General features: G+C 70.0%; 25 protein-coding genes. 12 read left to right on the top strand and 13 right to left on the bottom strand.

Features of this window, described 5'->3' with window-relative positions:
• Window positions 1-21: 21 nt before the first annotated feature.
• The 4 genes from GXY35_07135 (at window position 22) to GXY35_07120 (ending at window position 4,885) form a co-directional block, all read left to right on the top strand.
• Complete coding sequence (locus GXY35_07135; protein ID NLW94347.1) at window positions 22-1,314, top strand: general secretion pathway protein GspK; 1,293 nt, start codon at window positions 22-24, stop codon at window positions 1,312-1,314.
• Window positions 1,311-2,948: a type IV pilus assembly protein PilM gene (gene pilM / locus GXY35_07130; protein NLW94346.1), complete on the top strand. Its 1,638-nt coding sequence runs from the start codon at window positions 1,311-1,313 to the stop codon at window positions 2,946-2,948. Before GXY35_07135 ends, pilM begins: the two co-directional genes overlap by 4 nt.
• Window positions 2,945-3,526: a hypothetical protein gene (locus GXY35_07125; protein NLW94345.1), complete on the top strand. Its 582-nt coding sequence runs from the start codon at window positions 2,945-2,947 to the stop codon at window positions 3,524-3,526. Before pilM ends, GXY35_07125 begins: the two co-directional genes overlap by 4 nt.
• 189 nt (window positions 3,527-3,715) lie before the next feature.
• Window positions 3,716-4,885, top strand: coding sequence for a radical SAM protein (locus tag GXY35_07120; protein NLW94344.1), 1,170 nt, complete (start codon window positions 3,716-3,718; stop codon window positions 4,883-4,885).
• On the opposite strand, the gene GXY35_07115 is transcribed toward GXY35_07120, so the two are convergent.
• The 4 genes from GXY35_07115 to GXY35_07100 all read right to left on the bottom strand — a co-directional run bounded on the left by GXY35_07115 (window position 4,821) and on the right by GXY35_07100 (window position 7,836).
• Entirely contained in the window at window positions 4,821-5,225 is a 405-nt protein-coding gene (locus tag GXY35_07115) for a hypothetical protein (protein ID NLW94343.1), read from the bottom strand. The two genes, GXY35_07120 and GXY35_07115, sit on opposite strands and share 65 nt — an antisense overlap.
• A gap of 43 nt (window positions 5,226-5,268) precedes the next feature.
• Entirely contained in the window at window positions 5,269-5,787 is a 519-nt protein-coding gene (locus GXY35_07110; protein NLW94342.1) for a hypothetical protein, read from the bottom strand.
• Between the two features lie 41 nt (window positions 5,788-5,828).
• Window positions 5,829-7,064, bottom strand: coding sequence for a hypothetical protein (locus tag GXY35_07105; protein ID NLW94341.1), 1,236 nt, complete (start codon window positions 7,062-7,064; stop codon window positions 5,829-5,831).
• Window positions 7,065-7,149: 85 nt separating this feature from the next.
• Window positions 7,150-7,836 carry a metal-dependent hydrolase gene (locus GXY35_07100; protein NLW94340.1) on the bottom strand — a complete coding sequence of 229 codons (687 nt, stop codon included), beginning with the start codon at window positions 7,834-7,836 and terminating at the stop codon, window positions 7,150-7,152.
• Window positions 7,837-8,022: 186 nt separating this feature from the next.
• On the opposite strand from GXY35_07100, the gene GXY35_07095 reads away from it, so the two are divergent.
• Entirely contained in the window at window positions 8,023-8,703 is a 681-nt protein-coding gene (locus tag GXY35_07095) for an LON peptidase substrate-binding domain-containing protein (GenBank protein ID NLW94339.1), read from the top strand.
• Here GXY35_07095 and GXY35_07090 read toward each other — a convergent pair.
• Window positions 8,654-10,090, bottom strand: coding sequence for a M20/M25/M40 family metallo-hydrolase (locus GXY35_07090; protein ID NLW94338.1), 1,437 nt, complete (start codon window positions 10,088-10,090; stop codon window positions 8,654-8,656). The genes GXY35_07095 and GXY35_07090 overlap by 50 nt on opposite strands.
• Window positions 10,091-10,171: 81 nt before the next feature.
• Here GXY35_07090 and GXY35_07085 point away from each other — a divergent pair, with 81 nt between their 5' ends.
• Window positions 10,172-10,603 carry a hypothetical protein gene (locus GXY35_07085; GenBank protein NLW94337.1) on the top strand — a complete coding sequence of 144 codons (432 nt, stop codon included), beginning with the start codon at window positions 10,172-10,174 and terminating at the stop codon, window positions 10,601-10,603.
• A 20-nt stretch (window positions 10,604-10,623) separates the two neighbouring features.
• On the opposite strand, the gene GXY35_07080 is transcribed toward GXY35_07085, so the two are convergent.
• The 4 genes from GXY35_07080 to GXY35_07065 all read right to left on the bottom strand — a co-directional run bounded on the left by GXY35_07080 (window position 10,624) and on the right by GXY35_07065 (window position 13,678).
• On the bottom strand, window positions 10,624-11,430 hold the full coding sequence (locus GXY35_07080) for a hypothetical protein (protein NLW94336.1): 807 nt from the start codon (window positions 11,428-11,430) through the stop codon (window positions 10,624-10,626).
• On the bottom strand, window positions 11,427-12,140 hold the full coding sequence (locus GXY35_07075; GenBank protein NLW94335.1) for a hypothetical protein: 714 nt from the start codon (window positions 12,138-12,140) through the stop codon (window positions 11,427-11,429). Before GXY35_07075 ends, GXY35_07080 begins: the two co-directional genes overlap by 4 nt.
• Complete coding sequence (locus GXY35_07070; protein ID NLW94334.1) at window positions 12,133-12,939, bottom strand: hypothetical protein; 807 nt, start codon at window positions 12,937-12,939, stop codon at window positions 12,133-12,135. The genes GXY35_07075 and GXY35_07070 overlap by 8 nt, the downstream gene beginning before the upstream one ends.
• A 67-nt stretch (window positions 12,940-13,006) precedes the next feature.
• Window positions 13,007-13,678, bottom strand: a complete 672-nt coding sequence (locus tag GXY35_07065; protein ID NLW94333.1) for a hypothetical protein — start codon at window positions 13,676-13,678, stop codon at window positions 13,007-13,009.
• A 342-nt stretch (window positions 13,679-14,020) separates the two neighbouring features.
• Between GXY35_07065 and dnaA the strand changes: the two genes are divergently transcribed.
• Window positions 14,021-15,340, top strand: coding sequence for a chromosomal replication initiator protein DnaA (dnaA, locus tag GXY35_07060; GenBank protein ID NLW94332.1), 1,320 nt, complete (start codon window positions 14,021-14,023; stop codon window positions 15,338-15,340).
• Here the strand turns inward: dnaA and holA are convergent.
• The gene (gene holA, locus GXY35_07055) at window positions 15,330-16,511 is read right to left on the bottom strand and encodes a DNA polymerase III subunit delta (GenBank protein NLW94331.1); all 1,182 of its coding nucleotides are present in this window, start codon (window positions 16,509-16,511) and stop codon (window positions 15,330-15,332) included. The genes dnaA and holA overlap by 11 nt on opposite strands.
• Before the next feature lie 84 nt (window positions 16,512-16,595).
• On the opposite strand from holA, the gene GXY35_07050 reads away from it, so the two are divergent.
• On the top strand, window positions 16,596-16,832 hold the full coding sequence (locus GXY35_07050) for a DUF962 domain-containing protein (protein ID NLW94330.1): 237 nt from the start codon (window positions 16,596-16,598) through the stop codon (window positions 16,830-16,832).
• A gap of 42 nt (window positions 16,833-16,874) precedes the next feature.
• On the opposite strand, the gene GXY35_07045 is transcribed toward GXY35_07050, so the two are convergent.
• Genes GXY35_07045 through GXY35_07035 form a run of 3 tightly spaced genes read right to left on the bottom strand, consistent with a single transcriptional unit; the run spans window position 16,875 to window position 19,316 of the window.
• Window positions 16,875-17,840: a hypothetical protein gene (locus tag GXY35_07045; GenBank protein NLW94329.1), complete on the bottom strand. Its 966-nt coding sequence runs from the start codon at window positions 17,838-17,840 to the stop codon at window positions 16,875-16,877.
• 13 nt (window positions 17,841-17,853) lie between these two features.
• Entirely contained in the window at window positions 17,854-18,483 is a 630-nt protein-coding gene (locus GXY35_07040; protein NLW94328.1) for a hypothetical protein, read from the bottom strand.
• Window positions 18,480-19,316, bottom strand: a complete 837-nt coding sequence (locus tag GXY35_07035) for a TIGR02757 family protein (protein NLW94327.1) — start codon at window positions 19,314-19,316, stop codon at window positions 18,480-18,482. The genes GXY35_07040 and GXY35_07035 overlap by 4 nt, the downstream gene beginning before the upstream one ends.
• 179 nt (window positions 19,317-19,495) lie before the next feature.
• Between GXY35_07035 and GXY35_07030 the strand changes: the two genes are divergently transcribed.
• The 4 genes from GXY35_07030 (at window position 19,496) to GXY35_07015 (ending at window position 21,845) form a co-directional block, all read left to right on the top strand.
• Window positions 19,496-20,185: a hypothetical protein gene (locus GXY35_07030; GenBank protein NLW94326.1), complete on the top strand. Its 690-nt coding sequence runs from the start codon at window positions 19,496-19,498 to the stop codon at window positions 20,183-20,185.
• Between the two features lie 16 nt (window positions 20,186-20,201).
• Complete coding sequence (locus tag GXY35_07025; GenBank protein ID NLW94325.1) at window positions 20,202-20,627, top strand: biopolymer transporter ExbD; 426 nt, start codon at window positions 20,202-20,204, stop codon at window positions 20,625-20,627.
• An 8-nt stretch (window positions 20,628-20,635) separates the two neighbouring features.
• Window positions 20,636-21,451, top strand: coding sequence for a TonB C-terminal domain-containing protein (locus tag GXY35_07020; GenBank protein ID NLW94324.1), 816 nt, complete (start codon window positions 20,636-20,638; stop codon window positions 21,449-21,451).
• Window positions 21,452-21,536: 85 nt separating this feature from the next.
• Entirely contained in the window at window positions 21,537-21,845 is a 309-nt protein-coding gene (locus tag GXY35_07015) for a hypothetical protein (protein NLW94323.1), read from the top strand.
• Window positions 21,846-21,950 lie beyond the last annotated feature (105 nt).

The following is a 21,950-nucleotide window of genomic DNA, read 5'->3' as shown; positions in this document are numbered from 1 at the left end:
GACGCCGACAGGGACGACCTTATGCCCGATGCAACGCATACCAGGCGCGGCGAACGGGGCGTCATCCTCATCATGGTGCTCTTCATCGTCACGCTCTTCACCGTCCTGGCGCTGGAGTTCAACTACGCGACACGCGTCGAGCACCATATCGCCTCGACATGCCGCGACGACCTGCTGGCCCTCGGCATCGCCCTGGCCGGGGTCCATGAGACGGTCGCCCTGCTCCGCGACGACCGCCTGCGCGAACTGGAGGAGAAGGAGCGCGAGGACGAGGAGAAGGGACGGCCGTCGGAGACGGGGAGCTCCTTCATCGAGCAGGTGACGGCGGGGAGACGCTCCCCGGGCGGCGTCCTGCGCGACGTCCCGTTCCCGGACCATTACGGCGAGGAGTGGGCGCGGGAGCGGGTCCAGGAACCGTTCGGGGATGGATCCCTCACGCTCAAGGTCGTCGACGAGAGCGGCAAGTTCAACGTCAACACGCTCGTCAAGGAGCAGCGGCCGATGCCGCGCGCCGCCACCCCCACGCCGACCCCGTGCGAGGACTGCCCTCCCCCGGAGGCGACGCCGAAGCCGCCGCCGCGGGCCTGGGGACAGAAGGACCCGGACAAAACCGGCGAGGAGGCGGCGGAGCAGGCGGAGGGGACGCCGACGCCGGAGCCGGTGCGCTATGTTGTTGACAAGAACGCCGAGAAGGATATCATGAAGCTCATCAAAAGCCTCGACGTCCGCAGCGTCGACGAGGAGAAGGTGACCGCCGCCATCGTCGACTGGATGGATTCCAACGACGACGGCGACTGGGAGGACGACGCCTACGACGACGGACCGCCTCCGAAAAACGCCCCTCTCGACGTGCTCTCCGAACTCCTGATGATCAAGGGCGTCACCGGGGACCTGTTCTTCGGCCCCGGCAGGCCGGAGACGGTCGACCTCGGCGCGGAGATGGAGCGGAGGGGGCCGCGGCGGGGCGGGACCGGCCTTCAGGACTGTCTCACGGTCTTCTCCGGAAGCAAGGTGAACGTGAACACCGCCCCGCCGGAGGTGCTCGCGGCGCTTCTCCCGGAGGAGAACGAGTCCCTCGTCAGGGATATCGTCGCCCACACCCGCAGGGACTATTTCAAGGATCTGGCGGAGTTCGCGGAGAAGATGGGAGAGCACGTGCCCGCGAGCTTCAGGGCCAAGATCGGCGTCGGGAGCGACTGCGTGCAGATCATCTCCCGCGGACAGGTGAACGATTCGGTCGCGCAGCTGCGCGCGTACGTCCGGCGCGACGACGATGCGGTGACGCGGGTGCTGTTCTGGGGAGTGGACCGGTGAAGGCGCGGATAATGGAATGGCTGTCGGGCGGAGGCGCCCGGATGCCGCTTGGCATCGACCTCGGGACCAACGGCATCAAGGCGGTGTCGATGCGGCGGAAGGGGCGGCGCGCGGTGATCACCGGCGTCTACACGGCCGCGATCCCGCGCGAGACGGCGGCGCGTCCCTCCCTCGAGGCCCTCTCGGCGGCGGTCGCGGCGCTGTTGAAGGAGCACCGGATCCGCGCGGACAGGTTCGTCAGCGCGTTCCCTCTCTACTCGGCCCTCGTGCGCAACACGGTCGTCCCGTTCCGCGGGACAAGCAAGATCCGCCAGGTGATACGGTTCCAGGCCGAGCCGCTCATCCCGTTCCCCATCGAGGAGGTGCTGGTCGACTTCCACGAAACACGGGCCGCCGAGGAGAACAGGACCCCCGTCCTCATCATCGCGGCCAAGAAGGAGCTGGTCGCCCGGCACCTCCAGATCCTCGCCGACGGGGGGGTCGACCCGGAGATCGTCGGCCTCGACGCGCTCGCCCTGGCCAACAACTACCTCCTCAGGGCGGGGGACGTCCCGGCGGACGAACTGGCGATGCTCGTCGACATCGGAGCGACGAAAACGCTGCTGGTCATCGTCCGGGGAACGACGGTGCTGCTCGCCAGGAACATCAACGTCGGCGGGGACGACGTCACCGAGGCGATCCAGAACGAGTGCACACTCGACTTCTCCGCCGCCGAGGCGCTGAAGAGGGAGCGCGGGGGGGCGCTGCCGGGGGCGGACACGCCGCCGGCGGAGGCAAGGATGCAGAAGGCGATCAACCCGGTGCTCACGCGCCTCAATCGCGAGATCGACCGCAGCCTCCGCTCCATCTCCGCGACCTTGACCGGCTCGGAGGTGTCGCGCGTCCTTCTCTCCGGGGGCGGGGCGCTGCTCCGGGGGTCGCGCGAACTCTTCGCGAAGGAGTTCAACTGCCGCGCTGACTACCTCTCCTCCCTCTCGCCTTTCGCGGGATCGCCGCCCGACGAGGAGATGTGCCCGGCGGCGGTCGCCGCGGGCCTCGCCGTGCAGGGCCTCGGGTTCGAGAAGGCGCAGGTGAACCTCCGCAGGGAGGAGTTCTCCTGGGGCGGGGGGCTGGGCAGGGCCGGGCGCCCGCTCGCCGTCGCGGCGCTCCTCCTCCTCCTCCTCGCCGGGGTGGCGGGCTGGCGCTTCGCCGCCTCGTTCACCGCGGTGCGGCAGGAGCACGCCGCGCTCGCGGGCGAGCTCGAACGCATCTACCGCAAGACGTTCCCCGACGGCCCCGCAGTCGGGCCCGCCGCCGTCGCCGACGAGATGGAGAAGAGGATCAGACAGTACCGCGAGGCCCACAAGAGCTTCTTCTCCCTCGCCCCGACGGGGGTCTCCTCGCTCGAGATCCTGCGGGAGATCAGCGAGCGCATCCCGCCCGATCTGAAGGCGTGGGTCACCGACCTCACGATCGGGCAGGAGGAGGTGGAGATGACCGGCCTCATCGACAACGCCGGCGACGCGGACAAGATCAAGATGGCGCTCAAGACGTCGCCCTACTTCGAGTCGGTGGATGTCCCCTCCACCACCGCCAGCGGCGCCAAGCAGAAGTTCAAGCTCATGGCGACGATACGAAAGGCGGCGGCGCGATGAAGAAGCTCGCCCCGCGCGAGAAGAAGCTCATCGCCGCCGCCGCGGTCGCAATCGCCCTGTTTCTCCTCATCCAGTTCGCCGTGAGCCCGCTTCTGGGCTACTACGACCGGATACGCACGGAGACGCCCGCAATGCGGCGGGATGTGCGCCTCGCGCGCCGCAGCGCCGCCCGTTTCGGCGCCCTGGACCGGGAGATCGGCGACATCCGGGCCCGGCTCGCCCAGCGCACGAACGAATTCAACCCGTACGTCTCCCTGAGCGAGATCGCGCGGGAGGAGGGGCTCTCCACCGAGGCGATCCAGATGGAGAAGAAACCGCTGGAGGGAGGATTCCAGGAGGAGACGGCCAGGGTCACGCTCAAACGGGTCCCCCTCGCCAGGCTCGTCGGGTACCTGTACCGCATCGAGAACTCGCCCGACCTGATGACGGTCAAGGTCCTCTCGATCGGCGTTGATTCCGCCGACTCGCACCTGCTCGACGTGGCCCTCGATGCCTCCACGATCACGAAGGCGGAGCGACGCGACGGGGCCGACGACAGGGATGCACCCGCGAAGAAACCGCGTTCTCGGAGACGCTGAACAATCACGGGGTGAACCGATGCGAAGGGCACTGATCGCCGCCGCGCTGCTCGCCGCCTTGTGCGCCGCCGGCTGCCATAACACCGGCAGGCAGATACGCAAGACGGTGGACGGCGCACACGACCTCCTGCTCGAGGGGAGCAACTAGGCGTCCGCGGCCGGGCAGACAGCGGACGGCGGGAGACCGCCATGCTGAAACGCCACCTCGCCGGACGGTTCGTCCCGCTCCCCCGCATCCTCTCCATCGAGGTCACCTCCCGCTGCAACCTGCGCTGCGTGATGTGCCCGAAGACGGCGGGCTTCGTGAACACCGCCCCCGACCGCGTCATCTCCCCGGAGGTCGTCGAACGCCTCGAGCCGATCCTCGGCGCCGTGGACGGCGCCGATCTGAGCGGCCTCTGGGGCGAGGCGTTCCTCTTCCCCGACCTCTACCTCGACATCCTCGCGCGCCTCAAGCGGCGGTACATCGGCGTGCACACGGTCAGCAACGGGACCCTGATCACCGACGCCGTCGCCGAGCGCCTCGTGGCGCTCAAGCTCGACCGCCTCGAGATCTCGATCGACGCGGCGCGCCCGGAGACCTACCGGCGGGTGCGCCGGGGCGGGGAGCTCGCGCAGGTGCTCGAGGGGGTGCGCGCGGTCGTCCGGCACAGGGAGCGGTCGGGGAGACGGCTGCCGGCGCTCAAACTCCTCTTCCTCGGGATGACCGACACGATCGCCGAGTTCCCGGAATTCGTGCGCCTCGCCCGTTCCCTGGGGGTGGGTACCGTGGTCCTGCAGGCGATGGGAGAATACGAGGCGGTGAAGGGAAAATCGGTGGCGGCGGGCGCGCACCGCGCGCTGGGGCGCCGGATGCTCGAGGCCGCCCGCCTCGAGGCGCGGCGGCTCGGCGTGGCGATAGAACTCTTCCCGCCCGATCAGTTCTCGGCGGAGGCCCCCGCGGGCGCCTCCGCCGGAGAGGCCGAACGGCGCCTCCTGAGGGAGTGCGTCTTCCCGTGGGATCGCGCGGTGATCGCGACCACCGGGGAGGTCTTTCCCTGCTGCTCCTGCCCCGTTCCGTTCGGCGACCTGACACGGCAGCCGTTCGAGGAGATCTGGCGCGGCGACGCGTACCGGGCGCTCCGCCGCGCGCTGCTGGAGGGGGACCTTCCGGCGATGTGCAGGAGCTGCACCGGACAGGCGTGGACCAGGCGCCGGCGCGGGGACCTGCTGAAAACGGCCCTCCGCCTCGAACGGGGCCGCCTGCGGCAGCGGCTGCGCCGCTCGCCGGCGCTGCGGAGGATCCGGGAGGCGCTCAGACCCCGCCACGCGCGCCCGACCGCCGCGGGGAGCGGCGCATCGCCTCTCGCGTCTCCTTGATCTGTGTGCCGTCGCCGCCCCGGGCCTTCTCGATCCAATCGGCCTGTTCCTGGAGGGCCTTGCGCGCCCCGAGGATCCTGGTCCGCCGCTCCCGGCCCTCGCGACAAACGCGGGCCTCCGTCCGCTCCCTCGGTTTCTCCGATGCGGCGGCGAGCCGCCCCCCGACCTCGAGCCTGTTGTCGATCCGCCGGCTCACCATCCCCTGCTCACGGGTTGGGGGCCCGGTCTTCAGGCTGTGGAGCCGCATCGCCGCGTCGGCGAACCGGTAGGAGGCGGCCGCGGTGTCGCGGCGGAGGCGGGGGGCTGCACGCGGGGCGGAGAGCGGACACGCGCGCCCCACGCCCGCGGCGGGGGGCGCTGCGCGGGGAGGGACCGCGTACCGGCTAGCGCCGCAGCGTGTCCCTGATATCCTTTATGTACTCGTCGTGCTTGTCCTGGAGCTTCTCCATCCGGTTGAGCTGCTCCTGGATGAGGTCGAGCTTCCTGAGCATCACGACCTGGCGCTGCCAGACCTCGAAGCGGAAGCGGGCCTCCTTCATCTCCTCCAGGTTCTGGCAGGTGGTGGCGACGAGCTTGTTCTTCACCTCGAGCGTGTTCACGATCTGCTTCATCACCGTGTCCCGCTCCCAGTCGGGGAACCTGCTCTTGAGCTCGTTGAGCCGCATCACCCCTTCCTCGAAGTAGCAGTAGGCGTTCGCCTCATCGCCCTTCTGGAGCGCCTCGTTCCCGGCCTTGATGACCTCGGCTGCCTTGCTGAACTCCGCCGGCGCCACCTTCCCGGCCTCGATGATGGCCTCCGCTTTGGCCACGCCCTCCGCCCCCTTCACCCGCGGCTGGGCGAAGGCGAGGGCGGGCACGCAGAGCGCCCCGGCCGCAAGGACGCGAACGGCACCATGGATCATCACGCACCTCCTTAGTTGCGCCCGCACAATGCACGCGACCGTCAGTCGCGTTCGAACGCCCCGAGCCCGCAGGTCTTCACGTACTCCTCCGCGCAGCCGAACAGCTGCGCGACGAGGTAGCCCGCGAGCGCGAGCGTCTCCTTTTTGAAGAGGGAGAATTTGAACGGCATCTCGACGCGCTCGACGAGCATCGGCAGCGGCTCGAGACTGTGGTAGCCGTAATCGGGACGGTGCTCCATCCCGTGATCCGCGGTGACGATGACGAGGTCGCCGGGCGCCAGGAGCGCCGTCAGCCGGGGGAGCTGGCGGTCGAACTCCTCGACCGCGCGGAGCGCCCCGTCGACGTCGCGCGTGTGGCCGAACAGACTGTCGGCGTCCACGAGGTTGACGAAGATGAAGCTCCCCGCGGGGCGCCGCTCTCGTCGGGCCGCGTCGAGCGCGTTCACGGCGCCCTGGATCGAGAACGGGTTCGCGTCCCGCCGCTTCGCGTCCACGAACCGGCAGCCGCAGGCGGGATCGAGCGAGGCCGGATCCGTGAGTTTTATCTTCTCGTCGAATTCCGCCCCCACGAGCTCCGCCGTCTTCCCCACGCTCACCGTCCGGACGCCGCGGCGGGCGGCGATCTCGACGAGCGTGGGCTGCTCCAGCGGGAGGGTGCAGTCGTGCCGATTGGGGGTCCGGAAGACCGCCCCGTCCTTCATGACGTAGGAGCGGCCGATGACGCGGGTGATGTTCACGTCCATCTGCCGGGCGAGGGCGAACGCCGCATCCACGATCCGGTGCTGCTCGGGGACCGCGATGACCGTCTCGTTCATCCCGAGCTGGAGGACCGGGTCGCACTTGCTCGCGTAGAGGATCGGCCGGCCGGTGCGCTCGTGCTCCTCGCGGTTCTCCTCGATCGCCTCCATCCCCCCGGCCATCCGGTTGAAGAGCACCCTCCTGCCGATCCTTTTCTCGAGGGCCTCCACGAACTCACCGGGGAATCCGTCGGGGAACAGCCGGTAGGTCCGCCGGTCGATCACCCCCACCATCTCGCGGTGCCCGATCGTGCTGTCGGGGTAGGCGGACGCCTGCGAGACGGCGCGGGAGAACTGCGCGCGGGGGTTCGGAGGGACCTCCCCGCGGAACCTGCCGTCGAGGATGTTCCCGAGTCCCAGCGCCGCGAGGTTCGGCAGCGAGACCCGCCGGGCGCTCTTCCCCAACAGGTAGTCGAGCGTCGTCACGCCAACGGCGTCGAGCACAAGCAGCAGCGCAACCGGTCCATTCCCTTCCCTCATCGTCGTCTCCCCCCGTACTGTCGGGCCATTGTAATCCACGCGCGCGGGCGGTGTCACGGACTTTGTGGGCGAGGCGTCCATCCGGCTACAGCGCGAGCGACTCCCCCGCCGCGAGGACCTTCGCCCGCAGCCCCTTCGCGGAGGCGTCGCGGACGAACTCCGCGGGATTCGCCCGTATCAGGTCGAAGGTGTCGTAGTGCATCGGGATGCTCAACGCGGCCCCGAGCAGCTCCGCCGCCTTCGCGGCGTCGGCGGCGTCCATCGTGAAGTTGCCGCCGATCGGAAGCAGGGCGGCGTCTATCCGGTGCATCTCCCCGATCAGCTTCATGTCGTAGAAGAGGCCGGTGTCGCCGGCGTGGTAGACGGTCTTCCCCTCCGCCGTGACCAGGAAACCGCACGGGTTCCCCATGTACAGGATCCCCTGCTCGGTCGGGTAGCCCGACCCGTGGACCGCGATGGTGAGCTTCACGCGGCCGAACGGGAAGTCGTGCGCCCCGCCGATGTGCATCGGGTGGACCGCCGCCCCCTGCCCCTGGCACCAGACGGCCAGTTCAAACGGGGCGATGATCGTCGCGCCGGTGCGGCGGGCGATCGCGAGCCCGTCCCCGACATGGTCGGGATGCCCGTGCGTGAGCAGGACGTAGTCGGCGGCGAGCGCCTCCGGCTTCAGCCGCGCGAGCGGGTTGCCGCTCAGAAACGGGTCGATGACAAGGCGCGCCTTCGTCGACTCCAGGGTGAAGGCCGAGTGCCCGAGAAAGGTGAGCGTCGGCATGGCAGACCTCCTTTCGAGATCCCGGCGGATGCCGGGGAGAGCCGGGAGACGGCGAGGGAGACGCGGCACACCGGCCGGCGGCTGTACCCGACGCACCCCCTCGGCTTCCGCCGCGCCGCGGCACCGCGCCGCGCGCGGTTTGACTCCGCCGGCGCATGGTGTATAGTGGATCAGGGGAGGCGCACGATGCCGGAGATGCCGCACGACACGATGCCCGCCAGGAGCGCCGTCTTCGCCCTCCCCTGCTCGGTCCTCTTCCCCAACACCCTCCTCCCGCTCCAGATCTTCGAGCCGCACTACCGCCTGATGCTCGACGACTGCCTCCTGGGCGGCGGCTTCATCACCGTGGTGCTGCTGCGGAAAGGGTCGCCCAAGAGCCTCCTTGACGCCCCGGCCTACACCGTCGCGGGGCTCGGACGCGTGGCGACGGTGCTGCGGATGCCGGACGCCACCTCGCGGATATTCCTCGGCGGCGTCGCACGCGTGGCGATCCGCCGCTACACGCAGCGGCGCCCCTACCCGGTCGCGGAGATCGAACCGCTCGCCCCGGCCCCGGTCGCGCCGGGGTTCCTGGACGCCGCCCGCCGGCGCACCGTCGCCCTGTTCCGCCAGCTCGCCGGCGATGCCGACGAGACGGCGCGGAACTTCCTCGCGCGCGTCGAGGGGCTGCCCGACCCCGGGGCCGCCGCCGACCTCATCTCCGCGGGCCTCGACGTCGACCCGCACGCCAAGCAGCGCCTGCTCGAGACCATCGACCTCCCGGAACGGTACGACCGCCTGACCCGCCTGCTCGAGGAGCAGGTGCGGCAGGCGCGTATCATCCGCGAGCTGATCGCCCGCCCGCCGCGGAACGTCCAGGACAACTGACCCGCCGCCGGCGGCCGATCACCGCGGCCCCCCGGCGCGCGCCGGTCTCCGCGTAGCGCCGCATGAACGACTCCATGCAGCGTATCCCCTCGAAATAGTCGTCGATCAGGATGTTCTCGTTCGGGGCGTGATCGCACGAATCCGCGTTCCCGACGCCGAACGAGACCGCCGGGATGCGGAGCGCCGCGCAAACGTCGTGGACCGGCCCGCTCCACGGCGCCACCGGGTACAGGATCGGCTCGCGGCCGGAGGCCTCGCGGCAGGCGTCGCGCCCCGCCGTGACGACCGGGTCGCCGCAGTCCGTCGCGGCGGGCAAGAAGCCGCCGAGCCGGAGGATCTCGATGTCGCCGAAGCCGCGCCGGTCGAGGTGCCGCCGCAGGGCGCGCAGCAGCTTCTCCGGGGTCATCCCGGGGACGAGGCGGAAGTCCAGCTTCGCGGAGGCGCCGGCCGGAAGCACCGTCTTGGACCCTTCGCCCGTGTAGCCGGCGTTGAGCCCGCAGATCGTGCAGGTGGGCGCGGCGAGGAACTCCCGGGGGATCTCCTCGCCGGAGAAGGCGCGGATGAACCGTGTGAGCCCGTGCGTCTTCAGGAACCCCGCCGCGTCGAACGGAACCTTCCGGAGCGCGCGCAGCACCGACTCGCCGGGGGGGCGCGCCTCGTCCGTCCAGCCGTCGAGGGTGATGCGGTAGCTGGGATCGAGGAGGCTCGCGAGCGCCCAGACGAGCCGCCAGGCGGGGTTGGGCACGATGCTCGCGTAGGAGGAGTGCAGGTCGTGGCGCGCGCCGCGAACCCGCAGCTCGACGTAGCAGAGCCCCTTGACGCCACAGCTCAGAATCGGGCGCCCGCCCGGATCCTTCCAGGAGAGTTCCCAGAGGCAGCCGTCGGCGCGGAGCATCCGCGCGTGCGCCCGGATGAATCCGCGGAGGTGCGCCGAGCCGGTCTCCTCCTCCCCCTCGACGATGAACTTCACCTTGAGGGGGAGCCGGCCCGCGAGCGCCAGGCAGGCGCGCACGGCGTGGACGCGCGCCATCAGATTCCCCTTGTTGTCGCTCGCGCCGCGGCAGTAGAGGCGCCCGCCGCGGACCTGCGGGTCGAACGGGGGGCTCCGCCACAGTTCGAGCGGATCGGCCGGCTGCACGTCGTAGTGGTTGTAGACGAGGAGGGTCCTGGGGCCCTCCCCCGCCTCCGCGTAGACGATCGGCGGGGCGCCGCTGACCGGGATGACGCGCGCCCGCGCCCCCGCCGCGTCGAGGAAGCCGGCGACCGCGGCGGCCGCCTCCCTGAGCGCGCGGGGGTCGTGTTCGGTGGAGGGGATGCGGCAGAGCGACTTCAGTTCGCCGAGGAACCGTTGCCGCTGTGAAGCAAGATAGGACTCGAGCGGCGTCATGGAAACGCTCCCGGCACCCGGCCCGCCCCGTCTCCTTGACATCGCCCCCGATCCGTGCTAACCATCAATCTGGAGGTGGTCGTGAGAGACATCGCACGCCGCGGTCCCGCGCCCCCGGGCGAAGGGGCCTGCCTCGACTTCGAGATCGAATTCTACGGGGGTATTGTAGCGCATGCGCCCGCATATGTCGATGCGCTGATGCTCCTCGGGGAGGCCTACACGCGCAAGGGACTCTACGCGGAGGGGCTCGAGATCGACCGGCGGCTCAGCGCGCTGTGCCCGAACGACCCGATCGTCCACTACAATCTCGCCTGCAGTTACTGCCTGACCTCCCGCAAGAAGGAGGCGCTCGAGAGTCTCGAACGGTCGATAGAGCTCGGCTACCGGGACCTCGCGCACCTCGTGCGGGACGACGATTTCGCCCTCCTCCGCGGAGACCGGTCGTTCCAGCGCCTGCTGGCGCGGCTCGGCAGGGGCATCTGCAAGGTCGTCCGCAAACACGCGCGCGGGTAGCGTCCCCGCCGTGCGACAACTCACCACCCCGGTCTGATCTCGCGCACCGAGAACAGGTACAGGACGTCGTCCGCCGCGGGGATGCAGTTGAGCCGCCCCGAGACGGTCACCCGGTCGCCGGAGGCGAGCGCCTCGAGAACTTTTTTGTTTTCCGGGGTGTTCAAGAGGTAGCAGGGCGTCGCGAAGTTCTCGAGGTAGAACTTCAGCGCGCGTCGGGGATCCAGGTTGAGGTCGCGCTCAAGGCCGGTGAAGAGCGTCGAGGGGATCGAGAAACCGTCCCTGACCCGCAGGTACTCGCCCGCGTACTCCTCCGGGCGCGCCGCGATCTCCTGCGGCGAAACATCCGTGCAGGCGACGGCCTCGTCGAGGTCCGCGAAGATCTCCTGGTCCTCCTCGAGCAGCCACCCCTGCCGGATCCGGCCGATCCGCAGGATGTAGTACGGATTGTGCACCCCCCGGGCCCCCGGCGCGAGCTGTTCGATCCGCCCGATGACGCTCACCCGCTCGTTCTTCTTCAGTGCCATCAGCCGCGGGAAGTTCTTGGAGTCGTACCTCGATACGAAGCAGCGGAGTTTCGAGTCCCGCAGGTTGAACTTGCAGTAGTACGGCCCGCGGAGCCCCCGCTTCCGCTCCGCCGGCGTGAAGTTCGCCTGCATCTCCCCCATGAAGTCGGTGACGAGGATCTGCCGGTTGACGAGGGTATAGGCGCCGATCACGCCGTCGTTCAACGCGTCCCCCCTGAAACGCCGCATCGTGTCGTCGGCCGACGACGCCCCCGCGCACAGGAGAAAGACGACCGCAGCCGCGCCTGCCCGGATCCCGTTCATCTCCCCGTCCCTCCGTCGCCCTCGAACCGGAACGCCGACCCTTTGGCCGCGTCCCCAAGGATCGGCGGCGCGCGGACCCCCGCCCTCCGCCCCTCCCGCCCGATCCTGTCGGAGAGCGCGTCGATCGACCCGGAGAGCTCCCTCGCCTCGATCTCGATCTGCCGCAGTATCGTATCCGTCTCGGCGACCGCCTCCGCCGTCTCCCCCGCGTGGACGGCGGCGCCCGCCGCGGACCCGCGGAGCGCATCGGCCTCCGCCGCAGCGCGTCCCATCCCGCCGGAGACCTCATGCCCGAGCCGTTCGACCGAACGGAGGGTCCCCGCGGCGCGTTCCTGTCCCGCCGCGATCGCCTCGACGGAGTCGCCGATCTCCCGCTGCCGCTCCTCGATCCGCACCTGCGACTCAAGCAGCTCCCGGTCGCCGGCGGCGCCGGGGGGCCTCGTATCGATCTCGATGTAGGTCCTGCTCCGCACCGGCGCCTCCGGAACCCCGGGCGCCTCGCCGCCCTCCCCGGCGCGGTAGTCGACCCGCTTGACGATCACCCTGCTCCCCCGGTCAAGCGCCTGCTCGACGATCCGCCGCACCGGTGCCTCCGTCTCCGCGGGGGGCGGGTCGGGAGGGACGGCGAAAACCGCCCCGGCCACGCATACGGCCCCCGCCGCGATTCCCGTTATCCGGGCCATCCTCGCCGCCTCCTGCCGTTCATTCATCCGGAGACCGTTCATCCAGTTCGTCCATCCGTTCCTCGCTTTCATCGAAGATACCGTCCGCCAAGGAGCCGATCCCCGACTCGATGTCGTGGCCGATTCTGTGCATCGCGACCCCATCGCTGAACGCCTGGCTCTCGATGCCGCTCGCCATCCTCCTGATCATCGAGTCAACGTTGTCGATGGCGCCCTCGATGTCGTCGATGCTCCTGGCCATCTTCTTCATCTCCTCGGCCATATCCGCGCTGGCGCTCGCGACGTCGGTCATCTTCGCCGACGCCCCGGCGACGTCGCCCGCGATCTTCCCGATCTCGACCCCGGAGTCCTTCAACCCGAGCGTCACGTCCCGCATGATGTTCTCGACACGGGCGGTCCGCGTCCCGAGGTTCACCTGGTAGTTCGCGATGGCGCTCAGGGACTTCAAGAGCACGAGCTGGTTCTTCAGTATCTCCCGCTGCAGCCCGAGGAGCTGGATCCGCCGCTCGCCGGACGAAGCGGAATCGAAACGGAGGATGTAGACGTTTCTCGAAGCCCCGCCGCCGTTCTCACGCGGAACCGAGATCCCCCCGCCGCCCCCCGCCGGCTCGATCCGGACGATCGCGTCGTCGAGGTTCTTCAGCTCGAGTTCGCCGATACGCTCGCCCCGCAGGAGTTTCTCCACCACCTCGAACGCCCGCTGCGTCTCCGCGTCGCCGCCGCGGTGCGCCGGCGGGGCCGCCGAGGCGGGGGCGGATTCGGCGGCGGATGCCGCCGCGGCCCAGAGGCACGCCGCGCCGAGCGCCGCACGGATTCCATGTCTCATGGCCGTTCCTCCCGACACGCGTCGTCGAACCGCCATGCCCGCCCCCTCTCCCCGGGGCCTCTCCCGTTCAATCCCCTCGGAACCCCCGGCGCGTCTCATGGCACTCCATCTCCAGATCCTCCGCCGCGTCCGCGCATTCCGAGAGGGCCTCCGACATCTCCTCCACCGCCTCGGCGGTGCGCGTCGTGCGTTCCGCCACGAGCGTCGTCTGGACGCTCATCTGCGCGCCCTCCCCCCGCAGCGGGTCGATCTCCTGCCGCGAGGCGATCATCCCGGCGTGCACGTTTCGCGCCCCGCCCTCGATGCGGGCGGCCCGCCTGCCGAGACGCAGATGGCGGTCGGCGAGAAGGCGCGCCGCGCGGATCATCTCCAACTGGCTCTCGAGCAGCTCCCGCTGGAGTCTCAGCACCTCGCGATCCTCCTCCGCCGCGCTTCCGCCGCCGAAGCCGATGATGAAGACGTCCCCCTCCCCGCCGGGCGCGGCTCCCGGCCCCTCCTCGACACCCCGGTCCGGCTTCAATCCTGTCGGGGGACGCGGCTCCTCCAGCAGGATCGCGCCGTCCCGCAGCGTATACGCGCCCTCATCCTCCCCGCGCGGGGGGCGGTCGATCGCCGCGGCCCCGGGCGGGGGCGTCGTTTCGGTTCCGTCGGGAGCGGCACCGGGCGGAAGGCCCGTCTCCCCGCGTGCGGCGGCGCAGAACAGCAACGCCGCCGCCGCCCCGCACCACGGCCGATTCATTACGCCCCTCCTCTCCGCCCCCCGTCCTTTCGAACACAGCGTCGCACATCGGGCGGGGCGGGTTGTCATCGGAATGTAAAACTATTCGCTGTCGTGCGTCCGCCTCCGCCATCCCATGTGCGCCGGCAATCTTTTTTCTGTTTCCCCTTGACGTCCCGCCCCACGCGGCTATAATCCGCCGCGGTGAGCGGAGAGACGGGATGCGGATGTTGATAAGCTGTGGAGAAGCGGCGGTTTTTCCAGCGCCGCGCCGCATCCCGTTGAGCGCCGGGTCGTTACGCGGCGCGTCTTCCGCCGATCCGCCCCGGGCCGTTCGCCGAGGATCCGTCACGGGGGGATGCGATGCATCGCGCGTTGTGGACTGATCTGCTGCAGCTCCTCGAGGGGAACCTCGGCCGGGAGGCGATGTCCCTCTGGATAGCGCCCCTGCGGCCGCTCCCGGCGCCGCCGGGAACGCTTCTGCTCGAGGTGCCCAACGGCCTCCACGAGCGCATCGTGCGCGACCGCTACCTCTCCGTGATCGTCCGCTGCGCCCGCGCCTTGACCGGCGCGACGATGGAGGTCGGCTTCGTCCGCTCCCGCGGCGGCCTCGAACCGGCCCCCGCGCCTCCCGCCCCGCAGGGCGCGCGCGGCCGCACGCCCGTTTCCGTCCTCAACCCGGCCTACACCTTCCAGGAGTTCGTGGTCGGCTCCTGCAACCGCGCCGCGCACCGCGCCGCGCTCTCCGCCGCCGACAAGCCGGGCGCCGCGCACAATCCGCTCTTCATCAGCGGCGGCGTGGGGCTCGGGAAGACCCACCTCCTCCAGGCCATCGGCGCGCGCGTCTCCTCGCGCCCCGAATGCACCTTCGCCTACGCGCCGAGCGACCTGTTGATGGACGAGCTGACGGAGGCGGTCCGGAACCGTTCCATCGCGCGCGTGCGGAAGCGCCTCTCCTCGTTCACCCTGCTGCTCGTCGACGACGTCCACTCGCTCGCCGGCAAGAACCAGGTGCAGGAGGAGTTCTTCGCGCTCTTCATGGCGGTGCGGGAGAAGGGGGGCCAGGTGGTGCTCTCGAGCGACCGGCCGCCGCGGGAGATCCCGCGGCTCCACCGCCGTCTCCTCTCCCGGTTCGAATCCGGTTCGGTGATCGAGCTGAAGCAGCCGGCCCTCGCGACCCGTCTCCTGATACTCGAACGCAAGGCGCGGCGCGCGGGGATGCTGCTGCCGCGGAGCGTGCTGATGCTGTTGGCGAGCGAGATCAGGACCAACGTCAGGCGGATGGAGGGGGCGCTCAACAGGATCGCCGCGCGGGCATCGTTCGGGGACGGCGTCCCGGAACGCGAGGCGGTGGACGCGTTGCTCAGGAACGATTTCTTCGGCGGGGACGCGCAGTGCGTCACGACGCGGGGGATCCAGCAGCGGGTCGCGGCCCACTTTCAGGTCCGGTTGGGCACGCTGCTCGGGCCCTCCAGGAGCCGGCTGGTCGTCTTCCCGCGCCAGGTCGCCATGTACCTCTGCCGGCGCCTCGTCAACTCCCCCTACGCCGACATCGGCGCCGCCTTCGCGGGACGCGACCACACCACCGTGATGCACGCCTGCGCCGCGATCGAGGAGCTCCTCCGGCGGAACGCGGACGCCCGGGAGATGGTCGACGGTCTCGTCACCTCGATCAGGTCCTGACCGCCCCCCCGCCGCAGAGCACCGCCACCAGGTCCTCGAGCACCCTCGGCGCCCGCCGCCCCTCCCGCTTGAGCTCGGCATCCGCCTTCACGAGCGCGTCGAGGTGCAGTCGCAGCCGCGACGCCGGGCCCCTGCGCGCCGCCCCGGCCATCTTGAATACGACGTACGGGTGCTGGCCGAAGATGCTGTAGGCGCGATACCTCTTCCCCGCGGCCTTGTACGCCTCGCGGTACGCATCCGGCAGCCGATCGAACGCGGCCTTGAACGCCGGGTAGGTCGACGCGGCGCGCACCCCCCCCTCGTCCAGCAGCGCCTTCAGTTGGAGGAGGAAGCGCACGCGCTGGGTGAGCGTCGCCAGCACCGCCAGAGGGTGCACGCCGCCCCGCAGCACCTGCTGCAGCAGCAGGCGCGCGCGCTTCGGATCCCCCTCGGTCACCGCGTCGGCGAGCTGGAACGCCGTCGACTCGCGCGAGGGGCAGACCAACAGGTCGATATCGCCCTTCCCGATCTTCGCTCCCGGCGCGGCGTGGAGCTGGAGCTTTTCGATCTCCGCGAAGATGGCGCGGAGATCGGTCCCGACCAGCTGCACGAGGTAGAGGAGCGCGTCGCGTTCCATCCCGTGCCCGCCGGCCTTCAGCCGCTCGGAGACGAGGGCGTGGAGACTCCGCAGGTGGGCGTCGTCGGTGTCGGAGAGCCGGTCGAACCTGAACACCGCGCCGCGCCGGGCGATCTCCTTGTACAAGGCGAGGCGCGCGTCCACCTCCTCCTCGGTGATCAGGAGGGTGATCCCCTGCCCTTTGTCGGGCACCAGGCGCAGGACCGCCTCGCTGCGATCCCGCGCCCGGAGCAGCCCGCACCCCCGGGCCCAGACCGCACGCGGCCCCGCGCCGAAGAGCGGCGTCGAGCCGAGCGCGCCGGAGAGCTGGGCGGCGGTGACCCCGGGCCCGCTCAAGATCTCGATGCCGAACTCGCGCTGCGCCTTGGGGACGAGCTTCTCGGCGAGCCGGCGCGCCGTCTCCTCGACGAGGTACCCCTCCTCGCCGTGGAGCAGGCAGACGGGGGGAGGCCCCTCGCGCGGCAGGGCGAGCGCGCGCCGCGCGACCTCGAGGGGGGATTCGCCGCCCCGCCTCGCCCATCCGCCGGACAGTTTCTTCCTTGCGGGAAATCCCATGCGCCCGTCCCCCGGGGAGGCGCCCGCAACCCGCTGGGCCGCCGCCCGCGCCTTGTGCTATCATGGGGAAAAAAGGAGTCCCCCATGGCGTCCATCTACGCGCGCTGGGCCGTGCGGCACACGAATCGGCGCAACCTCCTCCTGCATCTCGCCGGCATACCGCTCACCGTCGCGGCGATCCCGGCGCTCCTCTGCCGCTGGTGGCTCTCCGCCGCGGGGCTCTTCGTCGCGGGCTACGCGCTCCAGTTCCTCGGCCACGCGATCGAAGGGAACAAGGCGGGCGAGCAACTGCTCGTCGAGAAACTGCTCCGCCGGCGGTGAGCCTCGCCTCCCGGCCGCCGTGTGGCGTCGCCCGTCCCGCCCCTAGTAGTAGATCGTCTCCGTCAGGTGGTACGGCTTCTCCCCCTCCACCTTCTCGTGCCCGAGCAGCCAGAGGAACGCGTCCAGCGCCACGGAATCCACCCGCTGCCCGCGGGCCGCGTACCCCCGCTGTATCAGGTCGCAGGCCCAGATGGTGGCGGCGCGTATCTCCACCTCCTCCCGGCTGCACGGGGGGATAAGGATCTGCCCGTCGACCTTGGCGGCGAGGCCCGGCCGGTACCGGAGCACCTCGAGCCGGCGGAGCGCCTGGGGCAGTTTGTAGTCGGCGAAGACCGTCAGCCGGTCCACGTCGGGGAACGCGCCGGGGCCCTTCCCCTGGAAGCGCTGGTAGACCATCGCCGCGGCGAGCTGCGCCCGCTTGTAGAAGAGGACCTCCCGGCCCTCCACCGCGCAGGCGTCGTTGAACGACGGGAACTCGCGCACCAGCAGCTCCGCGAGGCCGACCGCCCTGCCGCCGGCCGCGGCGAGCAGGTTTCGGAACCTCCCGCCGTGCCGCGCCACGAGCACCCGCCCCACCTCGCGCAGGATCTCGACCCGCTCGCGGAAGAGGACCAGCTCCCCGCCGCCCCTGAGGATGTTTCCGAGGCGTTCGGCGGTCATCTCGGCGAGGAAACGCCCCTCGAGTATCGGCACCCTCTCCTCGATCGCGCGCGTGAAGGCGCCCATCAACCCGTAGGCGCCGTCGTGGCGCCTCCCCTTGTAGTCGATCCACCATTTCTCCGCGCCCGGTTTCGCCCAGAAGGCGAAGTTGACGCAGTTGAAGAGGAGGAAGAACTCCGCCGCCCCTTCGTCCTCCCACGGGTAGATGAACCCTTTGCGCCAGTCGGGCAGCGCGATCCCCTTCGCCGGCCTCTCGCGGCAGAAGGCCCCCACCCGCTCCGGATCGATCTCCAGGTGCCGCATATCCTCCACGATCGGCCGGACGCTCTCCAGTATCCTGTCTCTCACGCGCGGATTCCTTTCACCGTTTCCCTTTCTCCGTAGTCCGTCTCGCCGTCTTCCCCCCGCCGAACAGCTGGTCGAAACGCGCGAGGAAACGCTGCCGCACGAGGTAGTCGCTGTAGACGTCCGCGTAGTAAGCCCGGAAGGCGGAGAGGAAATCGCTGCGGAACGACCGGATATCCACGCGCAGGCCGATCCGCGCGTAGTGCCGCACGTAGTAGTGCGACCGCGCGGCGACCGACGCGCCGGGGAACGCCGCGCAGCCGTCCCGATACCCCGCCCGCAGCGACGCCCAGAGGAGCTCGGCGGCGGTGAGCTGCGCCTTCCCGTCGAGTTCGGTGGGGGCGATCCCCCGCCCGAGCAGCGGATTCCGCGCGCGCGCGCGGAAGGCGGGGCTCATGTACCGATCGATGAACGCGACGAAGGTTCCGAGGTCGGGGCGCCGCCCCTCCCGGAAACCGCTGAGGATTTCGATGCCGAGCAGCATCAGATGCATCGCGGTCTGGTGCTGTTTGGCCTGCATCTCGGCCTCGACGCTGTCGAGGAGCCAGCGGGAGAGGCGGTCGTTGAAGTACCACTCGATCTTCCGGCCGCGCGGCCACCGCGAGAGGCCGCGCCGAAGCTCCGGCAACCGCACCCTTTCGCTCATCCGTCCCCCTCCCCGCGCCCGCGGACCATCGCGGCGACGACGCGCGCCGCATCCCCGCGCATCCCGAGGTGCGCTAGTGTGAAATCGTATCGAACCGGGTCGTCCGGGACAAGCCTCCTGAAGGCCGCCGTCGCCTCGAGGGCCGCTCGAAGGTCCGCCCCCCTCCGGCCCGTGAACCCCAGCGCCCGGCATATCCGGTGCAGATGCGTGTCGAGCGGGACGACGAGTTTCGACGCCGGCACGAGGATCCACCCGCCGGGATCCACCTCGTCGCGCCGCACCATCCACCGGAGAAACAGGTTGAGCCGCTTGCAGGCGCTTCCGCGGGCGGGCGGGGGCAGGAGACTGAACCCCCCGCTCCGTTTCCGCGGGGCGATCTCCTCCACGAACGCCCCGAGCGCCGACACGACCGTCTCGTCTCCGGGTTTCAGCCGGGCGGCGAAACAGCGCTCCAGCGAACCGTGCCGCAGGACGGCGGCCTTGGCGCCGCAAAGCATCGCGGCGAGGTCGTGTGCGCCGGTGAACCGGTGCCGGAACCCCCGCAGCGCCCTGCGGATGGAGGCGCGCGACGACTGCCGCAGGAACGCGGCGGGCGAGGGGATCAGTTCCAGGGCGCGCGCCACGCTGCGCAGGATCCCCTCCACGCGCCCGTACGCGAGCGACGAGGCGACGAGCGCGGCGATCTCCCGGTCGGGGAGGTCGAGCCCGTGCACGAACCGCACCGGGTCCGAGGCGATCGCGGGGCGCACGTTGTGGCGCCGATAGAGCGCCTCCAGCGCCTCCCCGATGCCGGCGCCCGGAGGCGCCGGCGATTTCACGGGCGCCGCGGCCATGCCGAATGATAGCACACCGGGCCCGCGACGGGCAGCCGCTTTATCGGGCGCCGCGTCGGCCCCCTTGACAGCGCGGTGGCCGTTCGCTACCGTATTCGCAAGAGAAAGACGGTGCCCCCCATCGTTTTCCCCGGGCGGCGGAGTTCGCCCAGCCCCCACCAGACCGGAGACGCAAACGTATGAACAGCGCCCTCATCCAGAGCTTCGTCACGTCGGACCTCGTCGGGCAGATCATCACGCTCGTCATCCTCGCCCTCTCGATCCTCGCCTGGTTCGTCATCCTCGAAAAGTGGCGCTACCTGCGGGCCGTGGAGCGGAACTCAGAGGTGTTCCTCGCGCAGTACCGCAGGGACCGCGAGCACGTCTTCTCCCAGCGCTTCCCCAAGGAACAGGCCGCGTTCTGCCCGACGTTCAAGATGTACCTGGCGGGTGTCAAGGAGGCGAAGCGCCACGCGGGCGACCGGGAGGAACTCGACCAGGCGAGGGGCCTCCTCACGGAGCCCCAGATCGAGGAGATCGACGAGGCCGTCCAGCGGACCATCTCGTCCGAAACCGCCTCGATGGAGAGGCTGTTGATCATCCTCGCCATCTGCGCCGTGGTGGGGCCGCTCCTCGGCCTCCTCGGGACGGTCTGGGGCATCATGAACGCCTTCAACGCGATGGCCGCCACGGGGAGCCCGTCGCTCCTCATCGTCGCCCCCGGCATCGCGGGCGCCCTCATCACGACCGTCGTGGGCCTCCTCGTCGCCATCCCCTCGGTCGCGATGTACAACATCTTCCTCTCGAAGATACGGCAGATCGCCGCGGTGATGGACGACTTCGCCGGGGAGCTGCTCGGCGCGATGCGGCGCCGACTCCTCGCCCGCTGAGCAGGGAGGCCCCCCGATGAAAAAAAGACGCTCCTCGCAGACGCGTCTCGCGCCCCTCGCCGACATCAACCTCACCTCGATGATCGACGTCATCTTCTTCATGCTCATCCTCTTCCTGCTCGTCTCGCCCATCGTCGAATACGGGATCAACGTCAACCTCCCCGAGACGAGCGCCAAGAAGATCGCGGAGCCCGAGAGCCTCACGGTGAACGTGAAGAACGTGGAGGGCTCGTCGCGCGTCTACCTCGACAACGAGCGTGTGACGATGGAGGAGCTCGAGACGCGCCTGAAGGCGATCGCCTCCCGCGCCCCCGAAACCACCCTCATCCTGCGCGCCGACAAGGACCTCTCCTACAATTCGGTGATGGAGGTGATCGACCGGATCACCGACGCGGGGATCGCGCGGATGGGGATGGCCACCGTGGCGAAGCCGGAGAGATGAGGTGCGCCATGCGCCGGGATCCCGCGCATTCCAGGAGCATCCAAAACCTCGTCCTCTCGGTCTCCGCCCATCTCCTCTGCCTCGTCCTCGTCGTCACGATCCCGAACTGCACCCTGCGGCGGCGCAGGAAGGTCGAGCACAAGATCTACACCTTCGCCCTCATCGACCCCGCAACCGTCACGATGAAGAAGACGGCGGGCGTCCCCGCCGCGCCCCCCCCGAAAGCCGCCCCGCCCCGGCCGAAGAAGGAGGCGGTCAAGGTAAAGAAGGAGGAGCCACGGAAGAAGGAAGCGCCGAAGAAGAAGCCCGAGAAGAAGCAGCCGGCGAAGAAGCCGGAGAAGAAACCGGCGAAGAAACCGGCGTTCTCGAAGAAGACGGTCGCCGAGAAGATCAAGGAGCAGCTGAAGAAGATCGAGGAGGAGTCGAAGAGCCGGTGGGTCGAGCCCGACAAGGCGCAGGAGCTTTTGGCGCAGGCCTCCCGGGGCAAGGTCGCCGAGCAGGGGATCGCCGGGCTCCTCAACACGGGCGACTTCCTCAACGTCTCCTACAACGACGCCGTCGCCTCGCTCATCTACCAGGCGTGGCAGCCCCCGAGCAAGACCCCCGCCGACAAGGAGAACGTCACGACGGTGATACGATTCGCGATCGCGCGGGACGGCGCCGTGTCGAACGCGCGGGTGGAGAAGCGGTCGGGGATCGGGGTGCTGGACGCCTCGGCGCTGCAGGCGATCAAGGACTCCTCCCCGCTCCCGCCCCTGCCCGACGACTTCACCGGAGAGTCGCTGGAGGTGGTGATGACCTTCGTCCCCGTGCCCGAGGAGTGAGAGGCGGCTCCCGCGCCCCGGCGACCCGCCGCGCCACCGTTATGCTATCCTTGTGTGAAGGACCCGGGGACAGGAGGGCGAGGGTATGGCCCGCGCGCGCACGGTGTACGTCAACTGCCCGTTCTGCAAAGGGATGCTCGAGGTAGACACGGAGAACGGAAAGGTCGTCCGGCGCTTCGAGGCGAAGGAGATGCCGGAGGGCGGCGACGCCCTCTCGGAGGGGCTGAAGGCGTTCAAGGAGGGAGAGGCGGAGCGCGAGCGGATGTTCCGCGAGGCGCAGGAGAAGGAGCGGCACAAGTTCGAGCGCCTCGAGCGCGCCTTCAAGGAGAAGAAGAAGGAGGTCGAGGAGTCCGGCGACGTCGGCAGGCCGCCGAGCCCGTTCGACCTGGAATGATACCCATGACGCATCGGTTCCAACAGTGCACGCCGTTCAAGCGGCGGACGTGTGCATCGCCGTCCCGCAGGGACCATCTCGCGGTTTGAACGGATTGAACCGCTT

Source organism: Chlamydiota bacterium (assembly GCA_012729785.1).
Lineage (GTDB): Bacteria > Auribacterota > Tritonobacteria > UBA1439 > UBA1439 > UBA1439.
This window is presented reverse-complemented; position numbering and strand designations above follow the sequence as displayed.

What these genes read in the sequence shown, in the direction of transcription:
- GXY35_07080 (NLW94336.1), bottom strand. Translation starts at nt 11,430, where the DNA reads ATGAACGGGATCCGGGCAGGCGCGGCTGCGGTCGTCTTTCTCCTGTGC.
- GXY35_07040 (NLW94328.1), bottom strand. Translation starts at nt 18,483, where the DNA reads ATGAGCGAAAGGGTGCGGTTGCCGGAGCTTCGGCGCGGCCTCTCGCGG.
- GXY35_07110 (NLW94342.1), bottom strand. Translation starts at nt 5,787, where the DNA reads ATGATCCATGGTGCCGTTCGCGTCCTTGCGGCCGGGGCGCTCTGCGTG.
- GXY35_07030 (NLW94326.1), top strand. Translation starts at nt 19,496, where the DNA reads ATGAACAGCGCCCTCATCCAGAGCTTCGTCACGTCGGACCTCGTCGGG.
- GXY35_07105 (NLW94341.1), bottom strand. Translation starts at nt 7,064, where the DNA reads ATGAGGGAAGGGAATGGACCGGTTGCGCTGCTGCTTGTGCTCGACGCC.
- GXY35_07025 (NLW94325.1), top strand. Translation starts at nt 20,202, where the DNA reads ATGAAAAAAAGACGCTCCTCGCAGACGCGTCTCGCGCCCCTCGCCGAC.
- GXY35_07135 (NLW94347.1), top strand. Translation starts at nt 22, where the DNA reads ATGCCCGATGCAACGCATACCAGGCGCGGCGAACGGGGCGTCATCCTC.
- GXY35_07015 (NLW94323.1), top strand. Translation starts at nt 21,537, where the DNA reads ATGGCCCGCGCGCGCACGGTGTACGTCAACTGCCCGTTCTGCAAAGGG.
- GXY35_07125 (NLW94345.1), top strand. Translation starts at nt 2,945, where the DNA reads ATGAAGAAGCTCGCCCCGCGCGAGAAGAAGCTCATCGCCGCCGCCGCG.
- GXY35_07095 (NLW94339.1), top strand. Translation starts at nt 8,023, where the DNA reads ATGCCGGAGATGCCGCACGACACGATGCCCGCCAGGAGCGCCGTCTTC.
- GXY35_07075 (NLW94335.1), bottom strand. Translation starts at nt 12,140, where the DNA reads ATGAATGAACGGCAGGAGGCGGCGAGGATGGCCCGGATAACGGGAATC.
- GXY35_07090 (NLW94338.1), bottom strand. Translation starts at nt 10,090, where the DNA reads ATGACGCCGCTCGAGTCCTATCTTGCTTCACAGCGGCAACGGTTCCTC.
- GXY35_07065 (NLW94333.1), bottom strand. Translation starts at nt 13,678, where the DNA reads ATGAATCGGCCGTGGTGCGGGGCGGCGGCGGCGTTGCTGTTCTGCGCC.
- GXY35_07020 (NLW94324.1), top strand. Translation starts at nt 20,636, where the DNA reads ATGCGCCGGGATCCCGCGCATTCCAGGAGCATCCAAAACCTCGTCCTC.
- GXY35_07100 (NLW94340.1), bottom strand. Translation starts at nt 7,836, where the DNA reads ATGCCGACGCTCACCTTTCTCGGGCACTCGGCCTTCACCCTGGAGTCG.
- GXY35_07070 (NLW94334.1), bottom strand. Translation starts at nt 12,939, where the DNA reads ATGAGACATGGAATCCGTGCGGCGCTCGGCGCGGCGTGCCTCTGGGCC.
- holA (NLW94331.1), bottom strand. Translation starts at nt 16,511, where the DNA reads ATGGGATTTCCCGCAAGGAAGAAACTGTCCGGCGGATGGGCGAGGCGG.
- dnaA (NLW94332.1), top strand. Translation starts at nt 14,021, where the DNA reads ATGCATCGCGCGTTGTGGACTGATCTGCTGCAGCTCCTCGAGGGGAAC.
- GXY35_07050 (NLW94330.1), top strand. Translation starts at nt 16,596, where the DNA reads ATGGCGTCCATCTACGCGCGCTGGGCCGTGCGGCACACGAATCGGCGC.
- GXY35_07035 (NLW94327.1), bottom strand. Translation starts at nt 19,316, where the DNA reads ATGGCCGCGGCGCCCGTGAAATCGCCGGCGCCTCCGGGCGCCGGCATC.
- GXY35_07120 (NLW94344.1), top strand. Translation starts at nt 3,716, where the DNA reads ATGCTGAAACGCCACCTCGCCGGACGGTTCGTCCCGCTCCCCCGCATC.